The organism is Shewanella polaris (genome assembly GCF_006385555.1).
In the GTDB taxonomy this organism is placed as follows: domain Bacteria; phylum Pseudomonadota; class Gammaproteobacteria; order Enterobacterales; family Shewanellaceae; genus Shewanella; species Shewanella polaris.
The window spans coordinates 1,077,467-1,098,801 of record NZ_CP041036.1 but is presented as its reverse complement, the minus strand read 5'-3'; the positions used below and the strand labels follow the sequence as shown (position 1 = coordinate 1,098,801).

Sequence of the window (21,335 nt, the reverse complement as noted above, 5' to 3'; positions counted from 1 at the left end):
TAAAAGATGGAAAACAAAAGTCGCTTAAGTGTTTACCTTAGAGATAAAGCAATCCGAGCAATACCGCACCAAGCGCAAGGCGATACAATACAAACGGTGTCATGCCAATTTTGCTAATAAACTTTAAAAAGAAATGGATACATAAATACGCAGCAACAAAAGATACAACAATCCCTAAACCAAGCGCTTGGTAATCAATAGGGGCTGGGCTTTCAACTAAATCTTTTGTCACTAATAACGCTGCACCAAAGCTAACAGGTACAGACATTAAAAATGAAAAACGAGCTGCAGCGTCACGAGTCAGCCCTAACATCAATGCTGCTGTCATGGTAGCACCAGAACGTGACGTGCCAGGAATTAATGCCATAGCCTGCGCTAAACCGATAAGCAAAGCCTTTTTCCAGCCCATTTGAAATTCGGTTAACTGTGCCTTTGACATTCTATCTGCAAACCAAAGCAGTAAACCAAAGACAATAGTCGTGATAGCGATAACTAAGGTATTTCTGAAATGGGTTTCAATAAAATCTTTCGCCGTAAAGCCCACAATAACCGCAGGAATTGTCGCCAAAATAATCCACCAAGCGAGTTTACTTCCTTGAGTTTGTTGCTTACTTACTATGCTGGTAAACCATGCTTTGGCTAGGCCGATAATCTCATGGCGGAAGTAAATAATCACCGCAAATAAGGACCCAGTATTCACCGCAACATCGAATGATAATCCTTGGTCTGCCCAACCTAATATTTGCGATGGCAAAATTAAATGTGCCGAGCTAGAAATCGGTAAAAACTCTGTTAACCCTTGGATTAATGCCAGCAGAATAACTTGAAACGTTTCCATATTTGTCCTTGTGAGTTTAACTTATCAGATAGCCATGATCTGGTAACTAATACCTAATAGCGATTAATGTGGTACGGGTAATATTTCTGCTGGGAACTCAAATACAATAGGCCATAATTGCTGGCTTTGTTTATCATAATGTTGCCAATGAGTTTGATAGCTTTGCAATGTCACCGGATGGCATAAATTAGGCACTAATTCAGCCAAAGGCCATAATACAAATGCATTAAACAATATTTCACCACGGGGTAATTCAACGGGAATATCACAAATAACATCGTCATACAGCAACAAGTCAATATCAAGGCTTCTTGGACTAAATTTTTTCTCGCCTCTAATACGGCCGTTGTCTTGTTCAATTTGCTTAAATGTTGCCACAACTTGAGCAATTGATAAATCAGTATCAGCAGCCGCCACCATATTTAAAAAGTTAGTGCCTTTAAATCCTACTGATTCACTTTCAAAAACGCGAGATAACTGAAGTGGACCAAAATGTTGCTGTAAATCAACCAAACCAGCCTTAAGGTGGTGCTCAGGTGAAATGTTAGTGCCTAAGCTAATGTAAATACGTGCCATTGACAGACCTAATGCTAAACAATAAAAAGAAAATATGGCTTAAATAACCTGATCTCGAGGTAAGAGATGAAAATATAATAATAAAGATAAATTTTAGTTATTATATCTATCAAACTTGCCATTTGTTTTACTAACTAAACGAGTTTAGGTTAACAACTACCGCGTTCAATCTCTACACCGACTGAAGCCGCATGAGGAATGGCACCAGGTTTCATTACCACCACTTTTACCCACGGCACATTAAATTCATCTTGTAGGCAATGAGCAATCATTTCAGCGACAGTTTCAATTAACTCAATCGGCTTTTCAGTAATTAATGACGTTAATCGATTTGATACTGTTTCATAGCATAATGCCTGCTCGTAACTATCGTTGGCCGCAGCAAGGCGATTATCCCATGCCATATCCAAATCAATAAGCAAGGTTTGATGAAGCTTTTTTTCCCATTCATAGATACCGATAACGGTCTCTATCGCTAACTGACGTATGAGTACTTTATCCATATTAATCTCTACCTTAATCCACGTTAAGAAAGCCCAATATCATGATAATCAAACTTTATTTCCGATTATATGCTTAATAATCCATATTTAAGCTTTTTCCTAATGAATTAAAGCAGTAGGATAGGCATTATTATGTAATTAACATCAACCAAATAGTTAATGTTAACGCGAAGGCGGCTTCAGTGGATACTGAAAATTACTTGTCTCGCAAATGAATGCGCGATGATACCCTAAGAAGAGTAAGGAAACCAATTTGAGCGCCATTACTGTCACACTATTGATGATCATTACTGCCTACTTGGCTGGTTCGATCTCAAGTGCCATACTGGTTTGTAAAATAAGAGGTTTACCTGATCCAAGAACCAGCGGTTCTGGCAATCCTGGTGCCACTAATGTGCTACGTATTGGTGGCGTAAGCTCGGCTGTCATGGTGCTTTTTTTCGATATGCTCAAAGGTGCATTACCTTCATATCTGGGCTACAAAATTGGACTTGATGCCGCATCGTTAGGTTTTATTGCTGTCAGCGCTTGTTTAGGTCATATATACCCAATATTTTTTGGTTTCAAAGGGGGTAAAGGTGTTGCGACAGCTTTTGGCGCAATGGCACCCATTGGTGGTGATTTAGCTCTGTGTTTAATCTTAACGTGGATTGTATTTGTACTATTAACCCGTTATTCATCTGTGGCCGCAATGGCAACAGCCACCTTAGCGCCTTTTTATACATGGTGGTTAGACGAACGCTTTATTCTCCCAGTTGCCATGTTATCAACCCTAATTTTAATTCGTCACAAAGACAATATTGGTCGCTTGCGTATCGGTAAAGAAACTAAGATGACCCGAAAAAAATCCATAAAAAAACCCAAGACTTAATAGCTTTAGGTTTTTTTATTCGTTTAAATAGCTTAACAACTACATAAATGAATCAAATTAATCCACTGCTGGTAACGTGTCCAAAGGCCATCTAGGCTGACCTTTAACCGCAAGCCCTTCTATATGTCCCGCACGTAATCGCTGTAATCCTGCATACGCAATCATGGCACCATTGTCGGTACAAAACTCCCCACGCGGATAATAGACTTGACCACCTAAGTTGGTCATCATCTCAGCCAATGATTCACGTAAACGCGTATTAGCACTGACACCACCAGCAACCACCAAACGTGTATAGCCGGTCTGTTTTAACGCACGTTTGCATTTAATGGCCAAGGTATCGACAACAGCTTCTTCAAATGCTCGTGCTATATTTGCGCGGGTCTGTTCATCATCAGGTTCTTTAGCAATAGTGTTAGCCGTAAAGGTCTTTAATCCTGAAAAACTGAAATCTAATCCCGGTCTATCAGTCATTGGACGTGGAAACTTATAGCCTGCTGGTAAACCTTTTTGAGCCAATTTAGCTAAACGAGGCCCCCCAGGATAATCTAACCCCATTAACTTGGCCGTTTTATCAAACGCCTCACCAGCGGCATCATCAACAGACTCGCCCAGCACTTGATAACGACCAACGCCTTCCACTTGCACTAACATTGAATGACCGCCAGACACTAATAACGCCAAAAACGGAAACTCTGGCGCATCATCTTCCAACATGGGCGCCAATAAATGGCCTTCCATATGATGCACACCGATTGCAGGTTTGTTCCATGCATACGCTAACGAACGCCCAACACAAGCGCCAACCAGTAATGCCCCTATTAAGCCAGGTCCTTTGGTGTATGCCACACCATCAATATCATCTAAACTTGAATCAGCTTCTGATAAAGCCTGCCTAATTAAAGGCACAATTTTACGAACATGATCACGAGAGGCTAGCTCAGGCACCACACCACCGTAATCGGCGTGTAATTTAACTTGGCTGTATAACACATGTGACAATAAACCTAATTTATCGTCATATACTGCAACCCCAGTCTCGTCACAGGATGTCTCAATACCAATAACCCGCATAATCTCTCGTCTTCATTAAAAATAAGGCCGACAATTCTACCCGTCTATGCGTAAATACTCCAATATTTCAGCATTTATAGATGCAGAGATTTGATTAAATGAAACTGTTCCGCTTTAGTCAAAGAGAAAATCAATCAGGGGTTTACAAATGGTCGCCACTCGGTGTAAAATTCCGCACCATTTTAAATAGCCTTTGGTTTGAGTTGAATCACTAAAAATGTTTAGTCGATTTAATCATCCAGCATAACTACACCTAAGGGGTGATGGCGTATGCCAATAATTAAAGTACGTGAAAACGAACCATTCGACGTAGCTCTTCGTCGTTTCAAGCGCTCTTGTGAAAAAGCTGGTATTCTAGCTGACGTACGTGCTCGTGAATTTTACGAGAAGCCTACTACTGCCCGTAAGCGTGCAAAAGCAGCTGCAGTTAAGCGTCTAGCAAAGAAGCTTTCTCGCGAAAACGCACGTCGCGTACGTTTATATTAATCTCATTATGAACTTAACCGATCAGCTAAAAGACCAAATGAAAGAAGCCATGCGTGCTAAAGAAAAAGTGCGCTTAGGTACAATTCGTATGGCACTTTCTGCCATCAAACAGATTGAAGTGGATACCCGCGAAACTCTTACTGATGAACAGACAATAGCTGTATTAACCAAAATGGTTAAACAACGCCGTGATTCGATTGCTCAATATGAAGCAGCGAATCGTCCGGAGTTGGCAGCTATTGAAGCAGAAGAAGTTCGAGTTATCGAAAAATTTCTGCCGACACCGCTAACAGAAGATGAAATTGCAACGATTATCGATGCAACTATTACTGACGTTGGTGCTGCATCCATGGCGGATATGGGTAAAGTAATGGGAGCATTAAAATCTAAAGTTCAAGGACGTGCTGATATGAGTGCCATTGGTACAATGATCCGCGCTAAATTGAAGTAATCAAGTTTTAATGTTGAATAAGCCGTGCACTTGCACGGCTTGTTTGTTTAAATCAGTTGATAAAGTAAATTCGAGAACAACAGCAATCAATGGCGATACCTCGTGATTTTATCAATGAGCTAATAGCTCGAGTAGACATTGTCGATCTAATCGATCGAAAAGTGCCGTTAAAAAAAGCGGGTAAAAACCACTCGGCTTGTTGTCCTTTTCATAGCGAAAAATCACCCTCTTTTACCGTCAGCAGAGATAAACAGTTTTATCACTGTTTTGGTTGCGGTGCCCATGGCAATGCAATTGATTTTGTCATGGAATATGACCGCCTAGAATTTGTTGATGCCATTGAAGAACTTGCGGGTCAACTTGGTCTTGCCGTACCACATGAGCAAGGCACAGGGAAAAGACCTGAACAAGGATTAAGTCGAGATCTATACGAACTGATGGAAGAAGCCAACCTCTTCTATCAAAGCCAACTTAGGCAACATAACGACAAACAAAAAGTCATCGATTACCTTGATTTTCGCGGATTATCAAGTGAAGTTGTTGAGCAGTTCGGCATTGGGTTTGCACCCGATGGTTGGGATGGTTTACTGGGTCGTTACAGGCAAAATTTGCCCGCCCAAGATAAATTATTAACAGCAGGCATGTTAATTGCCAATGATAGCGGTAAACGCTATGACCGATTTCGTGACAGATTAATGTTCCCAATACGCGATCGTCGGGGTCGTGTTGTTGGATTTGGCGGAAGAGTTTTGGGTGACGGCACCCCAAAGTACTTGAATTCTCCAGAAACGCCCATATTTCATAAAGGTAATGAACTTTATGGTTTGTATGAGCTAAAGCAAAAACACCGTGACCCACAACATGTGTTAATTGTTGAAGGGTATATGGATGTCGTCGCACTAGCCCAATTTGGGGTTGATTATGCAGTGGCATCCCTGGGTACATCGACTACTGCTGAACAATTTCAGCTTTTAGTGCGTAGTGCAAAACAAGTTATCTGTTGTTATGACGGAGACCGCGCCGGCCGAGAAGCAGCTTGGCGAGCGCTTGAAACGGCATTACCACTTTTAAAACCAGGTGATCATGTTAAGTTTATGTTTTTACCGCAAGGTGAAGATCCAGACACTATGGTCAGGAAAATTGGTAAAGAGGCTTTTGAAGCCTTAATGCAAGAAGCCATGTTACTACCTGAGTTTTTATTTGACACATTAAGTGCTAACCACGGCACTGATAAAGGGGCATTAGCCAAGCAAGCCATTGCGCTAATTGAAAAGGTACAAGATACCGTCCTACAGAATTTATTGTTAGAAAACTTAGCTCATAAGTTAGGCATGAACAGTGGCGAAGATTTAAAGAAAAAATTAGGTTTTTCTGTAAAACAGCTAAAACCATTAAATGCAAAAGGCTTACAAGGTCGCGGCACGCCATTAAGACTGGCTATTGCCCTCCTAGTCCAAAACCCAAGTTTAGGCTTTGGTTTGGCAAAACAGCCTGCACTAGATCGATTACAAATGACCGGCATAGAATTGCTCAATCATTTGTTAGATATAACTCGAGAGCAAACGTTAAACAGCGCACAACTACTTGAAATGCATAGAGAGCATAACCAAAAAAGCACTCTAATAAAGCTAGCCCAATGGGAACATCAAGTGGCGGATGAAAACGTATTGCCAGAGTTTAAGCAAACCCTGATTTGGTTGAATAATCAATATATCGAACAACGATATCAGGAATTAAGCCTAAAACAGGCTTTAACAAAAGTTGAAAAAATGCAGTTAACAAAGCTGATTTCGATAATGAAAGGCATAGCGAAGTAATACGCAATATATTCGTTAAGAATCTGCGTACAAACACTGCCATGGACTAGCTAAGATTAGTCCACACAGCTATAATTGACGATTTGCGCGCCACTTAGCACAGCTAAGTTGGCCTATCGTTTTATCAGTTACCCAAAATTGGATGATATCTATGGATCACACTCCGCAGTCGCAACTCAAACTGTTGCTCGCTAAAGGTAAAGAGCAAGGTTACTTAACCTATGCAGAAGTGAACGACCACTTACCTGCAGACATGGTCGATTCCGATCAGATTGAAGATATTATCCAGATGATAAATGACATGGGTATCCGCGTTTTTGAAGAAGCGCCAGATGCCGATGACATGATGATGTCGGAAGACAACACAGACGAAGATGCTGCAGAAGAAGCAGCGGCAGCTCTCGCAACCGTAGAAAGTGAGCTAGGCCGAACCACAGATCCTGTCCGCATGTATATGCGTGAAATGGGCACGGTAGAGCTACTTACTCGCGAAGGCGAAATTGTTATTGCTAAACGTATTGAAGAAGGTATCAACACTGTACAGAGCTCTGTCAGTGAATACCCTCAAGCGATCGCAATGATCTTAGAGCAATTCGATAAGTATGAAGCCGAAGAATTGCGCTTGTCTGATATTATCTCTGGATTTATCAATCCTGACGACGATGACGTCGCACCAGCAGCCACCAATGTCGGTTCAGAATTAGCTGATAAAGACAAAAATGACGATGATGACGATGACGATGAAGAAGAGGAAGAAGGCAACAAAGGGCCTGATCCTGAAGAAGCTAAAGAGAAATTCACTCAACTCAGAGAAGCTTACGAAAAAAGTTTAGCCATTATTGCTAAAAAAGGTCGTGACCACCCTGAGGCGATAGGCTCATTATTTGTTATCGGTGAATTGTTCAAAGAATTCCGCTTAATCCCTAAACAATTCGACCGTTTAGTGAAAAGCATGCGCAGCATGATGGATCGCGTGCGAGTTCAAGAACGTTTAGTTATCAAGCTTTGTGTTGAACAAGCTAAAATGCCAAAGAAAAACTTTATTAAAGCATTCACTGGCAACGAAACTAATTTAGATTGGTTTAACAAAGAAAAAGCAAGTAGCAAGCCTTACGCAGAAGCTTTGCGTTTGATCACCGACGACGTAACACGTTGTGTGACCAAGTTAGGTGCTATTGAAGTAGAAACCGACTTAACCATCGCAGGCATTAAAGACATTAACCGTCGTATGTCTATCGGTGAAGCGAAAGCGCGTCGTGCTAAAAAAGAAATGGTTGAAGCTAACTTACGTTTGGTTATCTCTATTGCTAAAAAATACACCAACCGTGGTTTACAATTCTTGGACTTAATTCAAGAAGGTAACATTGGCTTGATGAAAGCGGTAGATAAGTTCGAATACCGTCGTGGTTATAAGTTTTCAACTTATGCAACGTGGTGGATCCGTCAGGCAATCACCCGTTCAATCGCTGACCAAGCACGTACAATTCGTATTCCAGTACACATGATCGAAACGATCAACAAGTTGAACCGTATTTCTCGTCAAATGCTTCAAGAAATGGGCCGTGAGCCTTCTCCTGAAGAATTAGCAGAACGTATGATGATACCTGAAGATAAAATTCGTAAGGTACTGAAAATTGCTAAAGAGCCAATCTCAATGGAAACCCCAATCGGTGACGATGAAGATTCGCATTTAGGTGATTTTATCGAGGATACTACCCTCGAGCTACCATTAGACTCAGCAACCAGCGAAAGTCTTAAGAACGCCACACACGAAGTCTTAGCAGGCCTAACAGCCCGTGAAGCCAAAGTACTGCGCATGCGTTTTGGTATCGATATGAATACCGACCACACATTAGAAGAAGTGGGTAAACAATTTGATGTAACACGTGAACGTATTCGTCAAATTGAAGCCAAAGCGTTACGTAAGTTACGCCATCCTTCTCGTTCAGAAATCTTAAAGTCATTCTTAGACGAGTAAGAATCCTGAAACCATATTGAAAAAACCTGCTTCGGCAGGTTTTTTTTATGTCTAAATGCCAAAAATTGCTTAACAGATAACCAATTGAAACAAGATAAGTAAATAGTAGCTAAAACACGGGTGACAACTGCCAACAAACTTCGTATACTTCCATCCGCTTTCGATAGTGACGACTAACGTAAGTCGGCCCCTTAGCTCAGCTGGTTAGAGCATACGACTCATAATCGTCAGGTCCACAGTTCAAGTCTGTGAGGGGCCACCAATTTAGATAAGCCGTAGTAGGTTAATACCTACTACGGCTTTTTCGTATCTAGTGAAATGGGTATTGTCGTGGGGCCTTGTAAGGTAATAGCAGTGAATGTTGATTGTTAGCCTTTAGATATTTTCTAAGCCTATATACCAAAATAAATAATGATGTGCTGCCTTCACGCTTTCTTAGAGGTGTGTTCAACTTAAATGATTCGCTTATAACCAGCCATTCAACTTAAGTTAAAACCAAGGTTATTGATTTAAACCTTGCTCTTGTATTTTTCTTAGCTTTCTCGCGAATTATTTAATCCACTACAATACAGTTTCTGCCTGAACCTTTGGCGGTATACAAGGCGCGATCCGCTCTTTGGAACCACTCTTTGAAAGATTCATCTGCGCCAAGAGTTGCCATCCCAGCACTAAAAGTTAATCGGTCGACAGGCGCAAAGTTCATCAGAGATATTTTATTACGCATTTGATCGATGTACTTAAACACTGAATCAGAAGTGGCTTCAGGTATCAAAATGACAAACTCTTCTCCTCCCCAGCGACAAATGAGATTTTCTTTACGCATATTTGCAGACAATTCGTGAGCAAAATGACACAAAATATCATCACCGACATTATGACCGAACATGTCATTAATTCTTTTAAAATGATCAATGTCTAATATTACAAGAGTTAACGATAAATCATGTCTTTTAGCCCGAGATATTTCTTTATCCACTAGGGTGCTAAAAGCACGACGATTATAAAGCCGAGTTAGCGGATCTTTAGATGCAAGCTCTTCAAGTTTGTCGTTCTGTTGACTGAGTAGTAAATTTTTAGCGGTAACTTCTTCTGTGCGGTGATTTACCATTTGTTCTAAATGAGTGGTGTGAGAATGTATTTTTTGAAGACTATCGTGAAAAGCTTGAGAAAGCTGACCGATTTCATCATTTGAATCAATGATTTTTAGATAACTGCTTTTGTTATTTACCGATTCTTTTACACCTTTAGTCAATTGAACAATTGGTTTTGTTATCCTATTTGCTAGATGAGTAATGAGTAATAAAAACACCAGCATTAAGACAATAGCAATAATCAATACATTGTACATAATTGCATAACTATTGTGAAAAATCTCAGACTCTTTGGTTGTCACAAACAAAGTCCAGCCAGGTAAATAATCAATTTTAGAGAATGTGACTATTTTTGACTCATTTAATTGGGCATCTCTATAACGACCATAACCATCATTTTGTAACTTAGTTTGCCTAACGATTTTATAAAAACCGGGATAGTTAACATTTTCCGTCATTGAAAGTTTATTCTTCATGATAAAACTTTTATTTGGATGTGAAACCATTAAGCCGTTTGAGTCAGTTAACCAAGCGTAACTCTCTTTTGCGAGTTTAATTGAAGACAATTTATTCGAAATAACAGTAAGCGGCACTGCAACTGCAAGAGTTCCAATCCATTTTTTTTGTTCATCTAAAATAGGTACAGCCACCATTATCACTGGTGTTTTTTCAAACCGACTGTAGATAGGTACTGTTATGTTATATTCTTTACCTTGCCATTGTTGACCACGTAAAAATGTAGGGTGAGTGACTTTATTGGTGTTACCTAGAGCATCAATCAGGTTCAAGTCTTTATCGATATAAACAGCATTAATGAAATTACCGTTACCGATTGTCATTAATCGTTGAAGTAAGCGAGCAATAGTCAGTTTATTACCTAATTCTATCTGAGGATTATTGCTCAGCATTTTTAACATGACAACATATTGAGCAAACTCTTGACTGAGAAGATTTGCATGCATCTTTGAAATTTCGGTAGATTTTTCTAGTTCTAAATCCAGTACACGATCACGCTCATTGATAAACATGGTAAGCAAAAGTATAGATGTAAAAGCAATCATCACTAAAGAATAGAGAGTAATCACTTTGGCCTTAATACTATTAAACATACCACCTCTCGAACATACCCAGTTGATAAATAACAATATCTAAAAACTATTAAACCAAATAAACCAAATAAACCAAATAAACCAATGTATCAAGCACCTACAAAAATCCAGTCGTCACTATTTACAAGGTTTTTTGGCTATTTACATTCAGACTAAAACCTACCAATATACAACGCCATTTTATTGATTTTTACTGTTATTAATTCGCGATGATGATTGCTCCATTGAGCACAATCAAAATACTATCCGTTTATTAAACCTTGCATGATATTAAGTAGATATACGAAAATATTGCATTGAAACATTGTCATAACTTAATCCCGACGTACATAAGAAGGATTATTTTCTAAATAGGCTTGTGCAGCCGTAATAGCCACTACTGCCTTAGAATTAAATTCACGCTGATACAGGGTGTACACGACAAATAAGCTGGAAAAAATAAGCATTCCCGGATGCATAAACCAACACAATGCAGCCATAGAGTAATAGTATGAGCGGAGGCCATAATTATAAGAATGTGCAGCTTGGTCTTGCACCACAGCGACTTGCCTTGCGTAGCCTAAAGCAGTTTCATCGGTTCCAGTTTTGTCTAACGGCACCGCACCAATCATAATATTCACAAAACCATATTGACGCATAGACCAAGTAAATTGGAAAAAAGCCAGCACAAAAATACTCGCCAAAAGAGCGAGTTTAACCTGTATCAAGGCATGATTAGGCGATGCAGTATAAGGAATAGAACCTATAACGGTTTCAAGTTTTTCAACTTGAGAGAAAAGTGTTAACACCCCGGCAAGTACCAGCAATGTACTTGAGGCAAAAAAAGCAATATTACGTTCTAAATTGCCCAATAAAGCCGCATCTCCAACACGGACTTCTTTAGTTATAACTTGAGACATCCAATGAATACGTTGTTGATGCATTACGCGGGCGATGCAATTGGTATTTTTGGCTTTACGACGTGCAAAACTGGTATATCCTATCCAACTGCCTAAAAATATGCTTAAAGCTAGAGCATCCAACCAAGAAATCAACATACGGATGAACCTATAAAAAATTAATAGAGGATTGATTATGCATCAGTTTTCATCATACTCAAATCAGTTTGTCACTTTAATAGTCAAATATTTAACAAGTTAAAACGGACTTGAACACACAAAATCAATTCGTTGTTCTGTTAAAGGATGAGTAAATGATAAAACAGTAGCATGTAGCATTAGTCTATCTGACATCTGCTGCGAATTTTCATTACGGTATAAATCACAACCTAATATTGGATGACCAATTTGCTGGCTATGTAACCGTAACTGGTGAGTTCTACCTGTAGTAGGGGTAAAACACACTCGAGTACATAGTCTTTGTGGGTGACGGCTAATCACTTGATATTGACTTAATGCAGGTTTGCCAGTGCTGTGGCAAATTTTCATTAGTGGAAAATGCTCACTATCTTTAGCTATCGGCAACTCAATATCACCGAGGTCGTTAATTAAGTCACCATGCAACACAGCAGTATATTTTTTGCTAACAGTGCGCTGCTGAAACTGTTTCGTTAATAGTCCATTAACCACTTTGTTTAACGCCACAAGCATGATGCCAGAGGTACCAAAATCCAATCGGTGTACTAACGTAGCTGTGGGAAAGTCTTGTACTAAACGATAGTGTACCGAGTCCTTGTTTAATGGATTTTTCCCCGAAAGGCTCAATAATCCTGTCGGCTTATTGATCAACAATAAATGTTCGTCTTGATATAACACTTCAATAACCCCATCACAGGGTGGCGCAATAAATTCAGTCATAATATTTTGTTATTCAATGTAAGCCACGATCATAATGGTAAAGATGGCACTTTAGCCACCTTTGAATGGTGTAAATACTATTTTTAGAAACTTAAGTACTAAAACGTCCAAGCTGTAAATGCTGCTGACGAACTAATTCAGCTAAGCGGTATTATAAATCGCAACGCTAAGGGAAAGCGAATAGTCGAGATAAGAATTAATGCTAAAAAAAAATCCCACTAACAGCGGGATTTTATTAACTCACATCAAAAATAGACTAACTATTTAAACACCGTTTGAAATGTAGCATCCATTATCGCAAGACCAGCATCAATTTGTTCATCTGGTGCCGTTAAAGGTACCAACACGCGAATGACGTTACCGTATGTGCCACAAGACAATAAAATGAGACCACGGTTACGAGCTTCGGCTAAAATTTTACCGCTGTATTGTGGAGCAGGTTCACCATCTTCCATCAATTCAATGGCAATCATCGCACCTAAGCCACGAACATCAGCAATTTGTGAATACTTAGCCTGCATATTGGTTAATGCCGACTTAAGCCGATTACCTACATCATTAGCTCTAGCCAATAATTGCTCTTCTTCAAACACTTCAATCACTGCTAATGCCGCAGCACAGGCAATAGGACTACCACCATAAGTGCCGCCTAAGCCTCCTGCGGTTACTGCATCCATAATTTCCGCTTTACCCGTAATACCTGACAGCGGAAAACCACCAGCAATAGACTTAGCAAAAGTGGTAATATCTGCCGAAACCCCCATTTGCTCCATGGCAAAAAAGGTTCCTGTGCGGCCTGCACCGCTTTGCACTTCATCGGCAATTAATACTATGCCGTGATTGTCACATAACTCACGTAAGCGCTTCATAAATGATGGTGTCACAGCGTAAAAACCACCCTCACCTTGCACTGGTTCTAAAATAATAGCGGCAATGTCAGCAGGCTCAGCATCATTTTTAAAGATACGTTCAATCGACGCCATGGCGTCATCTTCAGATACACCATGCATTTCACAGGGAAATTCAGCTCGAAAAACATTGGCAGACATTAAGCCCATGCCTTTACTGTAAGGCGCAACTTTACCCGTTAACGCTAGCGCAGCAATCGTTCTGCCATGATAGCCTGCAGTAAATGCAATAACGCCTGCACGTTTAGTGTAAGCACGGGCCACTTTTACCGCGTTTTCTACGGCTTCAGAGCCACTGGTAAATAAAGCCGTTTTTTTAGCAAAATCACCCGGTACCAAATAGTTAAGTTTTTCGCACACTTCGATGTAACTTTCATAACCCAATACCATAAAACAAGTATGTGAAAATGCATCTAACTGCGCAGCAACAGCCGCTTTGACTTTAGGGTGCAAATGACCCGTATTGAGAACCGCAATACCACCCGCAAAATCTATATATTCACGGCCTTCAACATCCCATACTGTGGCATTTTCAGCACGTTCAGTAAAAATAGGGTGAATTTGTCCTACACCTTGAGCCACTGCCGCTTGGCGACGCGCCATTAATCCATCATTTGTTTTAGTCATAGCCCGCCCTCTTAAACTGACATGCAGATATATTTCATTTCTAGGTATTCGTCGATACCAAACTTAGAACCTTCGCGGCCTAACCCAGACGATTTAATGCCACCAAAAGGAGCCACTTCAGTCGAGATTAATCCAGTGTTAACACCCACCATTCCGTACTCGAGCGCTTCAGCCACTTTATAGACCAGTGAAATATCACGACCATAAAAGTAAGCAGCTAAGCCAAATTCAGTATCGTTAGCTTGTTTGATAACGTCATCTACCGAGTCGAATTTAAACAATGGTGCTAATGGGCCAAATGTCTCTTCTCTTGCCACCAACATCGACTTATCAACGTCACGTAAAATAGTCGGTTCGAAGAAAAAGCCACCTAAGCTATGAATATTACCGCCAGTGACGATACTTGCACCTTTAGCAACAGCATCAGCTAAATGACGTTGTACTTTAGCCACTGCGTCGGCATTAATTAATGGCCCAGTAGTAACACCATCATCAACACCATTACCTACACTGAGTTTAGCAACCGCAGCTGCGAACTTTTGCGTGAACTGCTCATACACGCCAGATTGCACATAAATACGGTTGGCGCATACACAGGTTTGGCCGGCATTTCGATATTTAGCAATCATAGCGCCATCAACTGCGGCATCAATATCTGCATCATTAAAGACAATAAACGGCGCATTACCACCTAGCTCAAGTGACAGTTTTTTGAGTGTTGGAGCACATTGCTCCATCAACTTAATCCCTACCGCAGTTGATCCGGTAAATGATAACTTACGCACAATAGGGCTTGCGCATAGGGTATTACCAATCGCTATCGCGTCCCCGGTAATCACACTAAATACCCCAGCAGGAATGCCCGCACGATGTGCAAGCTCAGCGAGTGCTAATGCGGTAAACGGAGTTTGCGGCGCAGGTTTAACCACCATAGTACAGCCTGCGGCAAGTGCAGGACCTGCTTTACGGGTGATCATTGCTGCCGGGAAATTCCACGGTGTTATCGCCGCGGTTACGCCAACAGGTTGTTTAATCACTGTCAGTCTTTTATCGGCTTGATGTCCCGGAATCGTTTCACCATAAATACGTTTCGCTTCTTCAGCAAACCACTCGATAAACGAAGCGGCATAAGTGACTTCACCCCTTGATTCCGCTAACGGTTTACCTTGTTCTGTGGTCATCATCAACGCTAGGTCTTCAGCATTTTCATGCATTAACTCAAACCAACGGCGCAATTTCTGGCTACGTTCTTTTGCGGTAAGTGCTCGCCATGCTGGTAAAGCATTATTAGCGGCTGTGATGGCAGCGTCGGTTTCTGCTTCACCCATAACAGGCACATGCCCAATGAGTTCTAGGGTGGCAGGATTAGATATGGCAACGGTTTCACCGCTGTTTGCACTCAACCACAGGCCATCGATATAACATTGTTCATGCAATAAGCTTGGATCATGTAAAATCACAATAAGCTCCTAGTAATTCGAAAATAATTATCTTAATAATCAGTTAACAATAAATAGGTGATCACTCGGCAATCACTCAATATTAAATCCCGAACTTATCACGCAAGGTATAATACCAAGCACCAATGGCACTAAACGGTACACGCATTGCGTGACCACCAGGGAATGGATAATGTGGTAATGCAGCAAAGGCATCAAAACGTGTGGCTTGACCATTGAGCATTTCGGCAATTAATTTGCCTGCTAAATGAGTATAGGTAACTCCGTGCCCACTGCAGCCTTGCGAATAATAAATATTGTGTCCAATACGGCCCACTTGTGGCAGACGCGACAAGGTCATTAAAAAGTTACCTGTCCAAGCATAATCAACTTTAATCCCTTTTAACTGTGGGAATGTCTTTAATAACTTAGGCATAATCAAGGCTTCAACGTTGGCCGGATCACGCGCACCATAAACTACCCCGCCACCAAAAATAAGGCGTTTATCGCCAGATAGACGGTAGTAATCCAGCAGATAATTACAATCTTCAATGCAATAGTCTTGCGGCAATAAACTCGCAGCAATTTCATCTGACAGTGGTTCTGTTGTGATAACTTGCGTACCACAAGGCATTGATTTAGCTTGTAACTCAGGCAATAACTTACCCAAATAAGCATTACCAGCCACCACCACAAATTTACATTTAACTTGCCCTTGCGCTGTGTGAACTACTGGTGATGCACCATCATCCACTTTAATCACCGCTGAATCTTCAAATATCAGACCACCTAACGATTCCACTGCACGGGCTTCACCTAATGCAAGGTTTAGGGGATGAATATGGCCGCCGCTTTTATCAAGTAAACCGCCAACATATAGGTCGGTATTAACCACATTACGTATGCCATCTTGATCAAGCATTTCTAAGTGATTGTTATGACCATGGGCTTCCCATAACTTTTTCTGCGACGCTAGATGGCCCATTTGTTTGGCATTAAGTGCTGCAAAAACACCACCATCTTTTAAATCACAATCGATATTATATTTGGCAATACGATCACGAATTATCTGCCCACCTTCAAAGGCCATTTGCCCAAATAACTTGCCTTGCTCTTTGCCAACGACCTTTTCAATACTGTCGATATCACGACTGAATGAGTTAACAATTTGCCCGCCGTTACGACCCGATGCGCCCCAACCAATTCGGGCCGCTTCTAAGATAACCACTTTCATGCCGCTCTCTAATAAATGCAGCGCTGATGATAGCCCGGTATATCCCGCACCAATGATACAAACATCGGTTTCTATTGAAGATTCTAAGCGAGGGCGTTCGACTTTATCATTGGCCGACGCAGCATAATATGAACTAGCGTGAGGTGTGGCGGACATAGCGCTTCCTTTATAGTTTCAAAACAAAATACAACTGACTCATCGTACACTTAAGCAAATTTAAACACTAGCATTTAAAGTGCAATTTTTTACACTTTGTACAATATATTTAACACTAAAATCTCCGTTATTGAAAAAAAAGCCACACTTAACAGCATGGCTTTTGGCGGTCATAGTGCTGTTTGTTACTCCATTGCCTCTTTGGCTTTTCGTTCTGAACGACGCGCCAAATACCATGACAAGAACGCCAGCAAAGACACACTTAAGATAATAATAGTCGCCAGCGCATTAATTTTAGGTGATACCCCTAAACGAACCGACGAGAACACCACCATAGGCAAGGTTGTTGCGCCAGGTCCGGAAGCAAAGCTGGCAATAACTAAATCATCTAAAGACAAACTAAATGACAAAAACCAACCAGCAATTAACGCTGGAGAAATCATCGGTACAGTGATTAAGAAGAATGTTTTTAGTCGCGTTGCACCCAAGTCCATAGCCGCTTCTTCAATTGATAAGTCCAATTCACGTAACCTTGACGACACCACCACCGCTACATAAGCAGCACAGAAAGTTGAGTGTGCAATCCACACCGTTAACATGCCGCGTTCTGCTGGCCAGCCAAAGATCTCTGACATTTCGACAAATAACAATAACAATGACAAACCGGTGATAACCTCAGGCATAACCAAAGGTGCGGTGATCATGTTAGACAAGGTTAGCTTGGCCCAAGAGCGGCGAAAACGCGTCATCACAAACGCAGCCATTGTGCCGATAATCACTGCCATTGAAGCACTGTAGAATGCAATACGTAAACTGGTCCATACCGCACCTAATATTTGATCGTCTTGTAATAGTTCACCGTACCATTTTGGCGAAAACCCGCCCCAGACTGTGACTAATTTAGATTCGTTAAACGAATAGATGATCAAAATAAACATCGGCACATACAAAAACAGTAAACCAAACCACAACATCACTTTAGAGAAACTTAGCTTCTTCATACATCGTTCTCCATACCACGTGATTGATAACGGTGGAATAACGTAATAGGGATAATCAATAATGCCAACATAACAATCGCTAATGATGAAGCCACAGGCCAATCACGGTTATTAAAGAATTCTTGCCATAACACTTTACCGATCATTAATGTATCTGGTCCGCCCAATAATTCAGGAATAACAAACTCACCAACAGCAGGAATAAAGACCAACATTGAACCCGCAATCACGCCGCCCATTGATAAGGGTAAGGTGATTTTCCAAAACGTATTGAAACTGCTTGAACCTAAATCAGATGCAGCCTCAATCAGGCTTAAATCCAATTTAACTAAGGTGGCGTATAGCGGCAGGATCATAAAGGGCAAATAAGCGTAGATAATCCCAATATATACGGCAAAATTAGTATTGAGCATTTGAATGGGTTCAGACGTCAGCCCTAACCACATTAAGGTGTTATTAATTAGACCGTTATTACTTAAAATGCCCATCCACGCATAGATACGAATTAAAAATGACGTCCATGATGGCAGCATCACCAATAATAGGAATACCGTTTGTAAACGTGCTGGCGCTCTAGCAATAGCATATGCCATTGGAAAACCAAGAATTAAGCAACCGATTGTGGATATTAACGCCATTTTTAATGATGATAAATATGCCATGTAATACATTGAATCTTGCAGTAACAGTAAATAGTTACCCATATTCAGTGAAATGTTGAGCAATTCATCAATATAGCTAAATGTGGCTTCGTAAGGTGGAATAGCAATGGCCGCAGTAGAAAAGCTCAGCTTTAATACAATGGCAAACGGTAAGGCGAAGAACATCAACAACCACAGGTATGGCACCCCCATGGTGAGATATCGACCTTTAATTATTTTCAGTGGATTCTTCATGAGTGTAATACAACCCCGCTGCTGTCTTCCCAACTGATATACACCTCATCTTCCCATGTTGGATGGTCGGCGCGGCGTTCACGGTTAATCATTGAGCATTGTACAATTTGGTTGTTTTTTAACTTAATGTAATACACAGACAAGCCACCAAGATAAGCAATATCATGCACTACACCATGGGCCCAGTTGTAATCACCTTCTGGCTTCTGGCGAGTAATAATGGTTTTCTCTGGGCGTAAAGCCAAAAATACATTTTTGTTTTCTAGGCTGGTTGAAATACCGTGACCGATATAAAACGGTTGCGATAAGGTCGGAGACTTAATAATGGCGTGGTCAACTTCATCTTCAGTAATCTCGCCTTCGAACAAATTAACCGTACCAATAAATTCTGCCACCAAGCGGCTGGCTGGTGACTCGTAAATATCCATAGGGCTACCGGTTTGAGCAATCCAACCTTCGTGCATAATAGAAATGCGGCCGGCCATGGTCATGGCTTCTTCTTGGTCATGAGTTACCATCACACACGTTACACCTACGGCCTCTAAAATATCGACTACTTCTAACTGCATTTGGGTACGCAGCTTTTTATCTAATGCACCCATTGGCTCATCGAGTAATAACAGCTTAGGTCGTTTAGCTAACGAGCGAGCTAATGCGACACGCTGACGTTGTCCACCAGACAATTGTTGTGGTTTACGTTTGCCGTATTTTTCCATGTGCACTAGTTTAAGCATTTCTTTTACGCGTGCAGCAATATCAGCCTTAGGCATTTTGTCTTGCTTGAGTCCGAAAGCAATATTTTGCTCAACGGTCATGTGTGGGAATAAAGCATAGGATTGAAACATCATATTAATAGGACGTTCGTACGGTGGCATATCAGTAATGTCGACACCATCAAGAAAAATACGTCCTTCGGTTGGCTTTTCAAACCCCGCTAATATGCGTAGTAACGTTGATTTACCAGAACCCGAACCACCCAATAGCGCAAATATTTCTCCACTGTTGATGGTTAACGATACATCGTCTACCGCACGCACATCATCGAAAAGTTTGCTTACACGATCTATCTTAAGCAGTACTTTGTCTTGCGTCTTTGTGGTTGGTTTATTGGTGACGCCCGAGGTGTTTACCATAATACTGCTCCGCCTTTTTGGAGTATGCGTACCGCAACAGAACAGCCTGTTTTAAGGCACACGTAACAATCTGTTAAAGTGGCTAAATTAGCCAATAAATACATCAATACTGCTGAATAAACAGGGCGAGTTAACCCGCCCTGAGTCTGAGTGAGTAGGTTATTGGCCTGACTTCACTTTGGTCCAAGCACGTGTCGCAACACGTTGAATTTTTAATGGACGAATATCACCAATGTACAACTTATCAATTACCGACTGTGGTGGGTAAATGGCTGGATCGTTACGAATGGCTTCATCGACTAACGCTTGCGCAGGTATGTTAGGGTTCGCGTAAGCAACATAGTTACTGATAGGAGCAATCACTTCAGGGCGAAGTAAATAATTCATCAGTTTAAGGGCGTTATCAACGTTAGTGGCATCTTTTGGAATCGCTAACATATCAAACCATAAGTTGGCGCCCTCTTTTGGAATAGAATAGCCAATTTTATTGCCATTACCGGCTTCATCAGCACGAGCGGCAGCCTGGAAAACGTCACCAGAGAAACCAAACGCGACACAGATGTCACCGTTTGCTAAGTCAGAAATATAACGTGATGAATGGAAGTAAGTAATATACGGACGTACTTTCTCCAATACTTCAGCGGCTTTTTCATAATCAGCAGCATTTTTACTGTTAGGGTCTAGGCCTAAATAAATCAGTGCTTGAGGTAACATATCATCTGCAGAATCAAGCATTGCGAAACCACATGTTCCAATCTTTTCAGCGTATTTAGGATTAAAAATAAGCTCTAAAGAATCAAAAGGTGCATCTTCGCCTAATACCGCTTTAACTTTGTCGATGTTGTATCCAATGCCGTTTGTGCCCCATAAATAAGGGATAGCATATTGATTATCAGGGTCAGCTTTTTGTAACTGCTTCATTAAATCTGGCTTTAAGTTGGCATAATTAGTCAACTTAGCGCGATCTAACTTTTGAAAAGCACCGGCTTTAATTTGCTTAGCTAAAAAATGATTTGACGGCACCACAATGTCATAGCCGCTGTGGCCAGAAAGTAATTTAGCTTCGAGCACTTCATTACTATCAAACACGTCATAAATAACATGAATACCGGTTTCTTTTTCAAAGTTGGCGAGAGTATCTTCGGCAATATAATCCGACCAATTGTACATTTTGACCACTTCCTCGGCCTGAATAGCAGCGCTTGACAACACACTCGCTGTAATGAGGGCCAATGTGGATAGTTTGTTTAGTAGCTTCATACTGTCTCCCTTTTTGGATAATGGTCAGAATGGTACTGACTTTCGTTTTTTCGCTAGCTATACCAGCGTGTAAATCTTCTTTCTATTGAAA

General features: G+C 41.0%; 19 protein-coding genes and 1 tRNA gene. 6 read left to right on the top strand and 14 right to left on the bottom strand.

Going from position 1 to position 21,335, the window contains the following annotated elements; translation table 11 throughout:
* Positions 1-37: 37 nt before the first annotated feature.
* The 3 genes from FH971_RS04845 to folB form a co-directional block, all read right to left on the bottom strand.
* The gene (locus FH971_RS04845; RefSeq protein ID WP_140233558.1) at positions 38-838 is read right to left on the bottom strand and encodes an undecaprenyl-diphosphate phosphatase; all 801 of its coding nucleotides are present in this window, start codon (positions 836-838) and stop codon (positions 38-40) included.
* A 63-nt stretch (positions 839-901) separates the two neighbouring features.
* Positions 902-1,414 (bottom strand): 2-amino-4-hydroxy-6-hydroxymethyldihydropteridine diphosphokinase, encoded by a 513-nt coding sequence (folK, locus tag FH971_RS04840; protein WP_140233557.1) that lies wholly within the window; start codon positions 1,412-1,414, stop codon positions 902-904.
* A 149-nt stretch (positions 1,415-1,563) separates the two neighbouring features.
* Positions 1,564-1,917: a dihydroneopterin aldolase gene (gene folB / locus FH971_RS04835; protein ID WP_137222427.1), complete on the bottom strand. Its 354-nt coding sequence runs from the start codon at positions 1,915-1,917 to the stop codon at positions 1,564-1,566.
* Positions 1,918-2,170: 253 nt separating this feature from the next.
* On the opposite strand from folB, the gene plsY reads away from it, so the two are divergent.
* Positions 2,171-2,788, top strand: coding sequence for a glycerol-3-phosphate 1-O-acyltransferase PlsY (plsY, locus tag FH971_RS04830; protein ID WP_140233556.1), 618 nt, complete (start codon positions 2,171-2,173; stop codon positions 2,786-2,788).
* Positions 2,789-2,845: 57 nt separating this feature from the next.
* Here the strand turns inward: plsY and tsaD are convergent, their stop codons facing one another.
* A complete protein-coding gene (gene tsaD, locus FH971_RS04825) occupies positions 2,846-3,862 on the bottom strand; it encodes a tRNA (adenosine(37)-N6)-threonylcarbamoyltransferase complex transferase subunit TsaD (RefSeq protein WP_137222431.1) in 1,017 nt (338 codons plus the stop codon).
* Positions 3,863-4,132: 270 nt separating this feature from the next.
* Here tsaD and rpsU point away from each other — a divergent pair, with 270 nt between their 5' ends.
* The 5 genes from rpsU to FH971_RS04800 all read left to right on the top strand — a co-directional run bounded on the left by rpsU (position 4,133) and on the right by FH971_RS04800 (position 8,856).
* A complete protein-coding gene (gene rpsU / locus FH971_RS04820) occupies positions 4,133-4,348 on the top strand; it encodes a 30S ribosomal protein S21 (RefSeq protein WP_006080725.1) in 216 nt (71 codons plus the stop codon).
* Positions 4,349-4,355: 7 nt separating this feature from the next.
* Positions 4,356-4,799, top strand: a complete 444-nt coding sequence (locus tag FH971_RS04815) for a GatB/YqeY domain-containing protein (protein ID WP_140233555.1) — start codon at positions 4,356-4,358, stop codon at positions 4,797-4,799.
* Positions 4,800-4,888: 89 nt separating this feature from the next.
* Entirely contained in the window at positions 4,889-6,616 is a 1,728-nt protein-coding gene (dnaG, locus tag FH971_RS04810) for a DNA primase (RefSeq protein WP_140233554.1), read from the top strand.
* A gap of 151 nt (positions 6,617-6,767) precedes the next feature.
* The gene (gene rpoD, locus FH971_RS04805) at positions 6,768-8,594 is read left to right on the top strand and encodes an RNA polymerase sigma factor RpoD (protein WP_137222437.1); all 1,827 of its coding nucleotides are present in this window, start codon (positions 6,768-6,770) and stop codon (positions 8,592-8,594) included.
* Positions 8,595-8,779: 185 nt separating this feature from the next.
* Positions 8,780-8,856 (top strand) — tRNA-Ile (locus FH971_RS04800).
* Between the two features lie 291 nt (positions 8,857-9,147).
* Here the strand turns inward: FH971_RS04800 and FH971_RS04795 are convergent.
* From FH971_RS04795 to FH971_RS04750, 10 genes are all read right to left on the bottom strand, one after another.
* Positions 9,148-10,794 carry a sensor domain-containing diguanylate cyclase gene (locus tag FH971_RS04795; protein ID WP_140233553.1) on the bottom strand — a complete coding sequence of 549 codons (1,647 nt, stop codon included), beginning with the start codon at positions 10,792-10,794 and terminating at the stop codon, positions 9,148-9,150.
* 314 nt (positions 10,795-11,108) lie between these two features.
* Positions 11,109-11,831 (bottom strand): DUF599 domain-containing protein, encoded by a 723-nt coding sequence (locus FH971_RS04790; RefSeq protein WP_140233552.1) that lies wholly within the window; start codon positions 11,829-11,831, stop codon positions 11,109-11,111.
* 99 nt (positions 11,832-11,930) lie between these two features.
* The gene (locus FH971_RS04785) at positions 11,931-12,590 is read right to left on the bottom strand and encodes an RluA family pseudouridine synthase (RefSeq protein WP_140233551.1); all 660 of its coding nucleotides are present in this window, start codon (positions 12,588-12,590) and stop codon (positions 11,931-11,933) included.
* A gap of 260 nt (positions 12,591-12,850) precedes the next feature.
* Positions 12,851-14,125 (bottom strand): 4-aminobutyrate--2-oxoglutarate transaminase, encoded by a 1,275-nt coding sequence (gabT, locus tag FH971_RS04780; RefSeq protein WP_140233550.1) that lies wholly within the window; start codon positions 14,123-14,125, stop codon positions 12,851-12,853.
* A gap of 11 nt (positions 14,126-14,136) precedes the next feature.
* Positions 14,137-15,585 (bottom strand): NADP-dependent succinate-semialdehyde dehydrogenase, encoded by a 1,449-nt coding sequence (gene gabD, locus FH971_RS04775; RefSeq protein ID WP_137222447.1) that lies wholly within the window; start codon positions 15,583-15,585, stop codon positions 14,137-14,139.
* An 82-nt stretch (positions 15,586-15,667) separates the two neighbouring features.
* Complete coding sequence (locus FH971_RS04770; protein WP_140233549.1) at positions 15,668-16,954, bottom strand: NAD(P)/FAD-dependent oxidoreductase; 1,287 nt, start codon at positions 16,952-16,954, stop codon at positions 15,668-15,670.
* A gap of 185 nt (positions 16,955-17,139) precedes the next feature.
* Positions 17,140-17,955 (bottom strand): ABC transporter permease subunit, encoded by an 816-nt coding sequence (locus FH971_RS04765; protein ID WP_137222451.1) that lies wholly within the window; start codon positions 17,953-17,955, stop codon positions 17,140-17,142.
* Positions 17,952-18,851 (bottom strand): ABC transporter permease subunit, encoded by a 900-nt coding sequence (locus FH971_RS04760; RefSeq protein ID WP_137222453.1) that lies wholly within the window; start codon positions 18,849-18,851, stop codon positions 17,952-17,954. Before FH971_RS04760 ends, FH971_RS04765 begins: the two co-directional genes overlap by 4 nt.
* A complete protein-coding gene (gene potA / locus FH971_RS04755; RefSeq protein WP_137222455.1) occupies positions 18,848-19,984 on the bottom strand; it encodes a polyamine ABC transporter ATP-binding protein in 1,137 nt (378 codons plus the stop codon). Before potA ends, FH971_RS04760 begins: the two co-directional genes overlap by 4 nt.
* Positions 19,985-20,143: 159 nt before the next feature.
* The gene (locus FH971_RS04750) at positions 20,144-21,244 is read right to left on the bottom strand and encodes a polyamine ABC transporter substrate-binding protein (RefSeq protein ID WP_137222459.1); all 1,101 of its coding nucleotides are present in this window, start codon (positions 21,242-21,244) and stop codon (positions 20,144-20,146) included.
* Positions 21,245-21,335: the final 91 nt, after the last annotated feature.

Bases quoted from the DNA above. Each gene is read 5' to 3' on its own strand.
- FH971_RS04845 (WP_140233558.1), bottom strand. From the start codon at position 838: ATGGAAACGTTTCAAGTTATTCTGCTGGCATTAATCCAAGGGTTAACA.
- folK (WP_140233557.1), bottom strand. From the start codon at position 1,414: ATGGCACGTATTTACATTAGCTTAGGCACTAACATTTCACCTGAGCAC.
- folB (WP_137222427.1), bottom strand. From the start codon at position 1,917: ATGGATAAAGTACTCATACGTCAGTTAGCGATAGAGACCGTTATCGGT.
- tsaD (WP_137222431.1), bottom strand. From the start codon at position 3,862: ATGCGGGTTATTGGTATTGAGACATCCTGTGACGAGACTGGGGTTGCA.
- rpsU (WP_006080725.1), top strand. From the start codon at position 4,133: ATGCCAATAATTAAAGTACGTGAAAACGAACCATTCGACGTAGCTCTT.
- FH971_RS04815 (WP_140233555.1), top strand. From the start codon at position 4,356: ATGAACTTAACCGATCAGCTAAAAGACCAAATGAAAGAAGCCATGCGT.
- dnaG (WP_140233554.1), top strand. From the start codon at position 4,889: ATGGCGATACCTCGTGATTTTATCAATGAGCTAATAGCTCGAGTAGAC.
- rpoD (WP_137222437.1), top strand. From the start codon at position 6,768: ATGGATCACACTCCGCAGTCGCAACTCAAACTGTTGCTCGCTAAAGGT.
- FH971_RS04795 (WP_140233553.1), bottom strand. From the start codon at position 10,794: ATGTTTAATAGTATTAAGGCCAAAGTGATTACTCTCTATTCTTTAGTG.
- FH971_RS04790 (WP_140233552.1), bottom strand. From the start codon at position 11,831: ATGTTGATTTCTTGGTTGGATGCTCTAGCTTTAAGCATATTTTTAGGC.
- FH971_RS04785 (WP_140233551.1), bottom strand. From the start codon at position 12,590: ATGACTGAATTTATTGCGCCACCCTGTGATGGGGTTATTGAAGTGTTA.
- gabT (WP_140233550.1), bottom strand. From the start codon at position 14,125: ATGACTAAAACAAATGATGGATTAATGGCGCGTCGCCAAGCGGCAGTG.
- FH971_RS04770 (WP_140233549.1), bottom strand. From the start codon at position 16,954: ATGTCCGCCACACCTCACGCTAGTTCATATTATGCTGCGTCGGCCAAT.
- FH971_RS04765 (WP_137222451.1), bottom strand. From the start codon at position 17,955: ATGAAGAAGCTAAGTTTCTCTAAAGTGATGTTGTGGTTTGGTTTACTG.
- FH971_RS04760 (WP_137222453.1), bottom strand. From the start codon at position 18,851: ATGAAGAATCCACTGAAAATAATTAAAGGTCGATATCTCACCATGGGG.
- potA (WP_137222455.1), bottom strand. From the start codon at position 19,984: ATGGTAAACACCTCGGGCGTCACCAATAAACCAACCACAAAGACGCAA.
- FH971_RS04750 (WP_137222459.1), bottom strand. From the start codon at position 21,244: ATGAAGCTACTAAACAAACTATCCACATTGGCCCTCATTACAGCGAGT.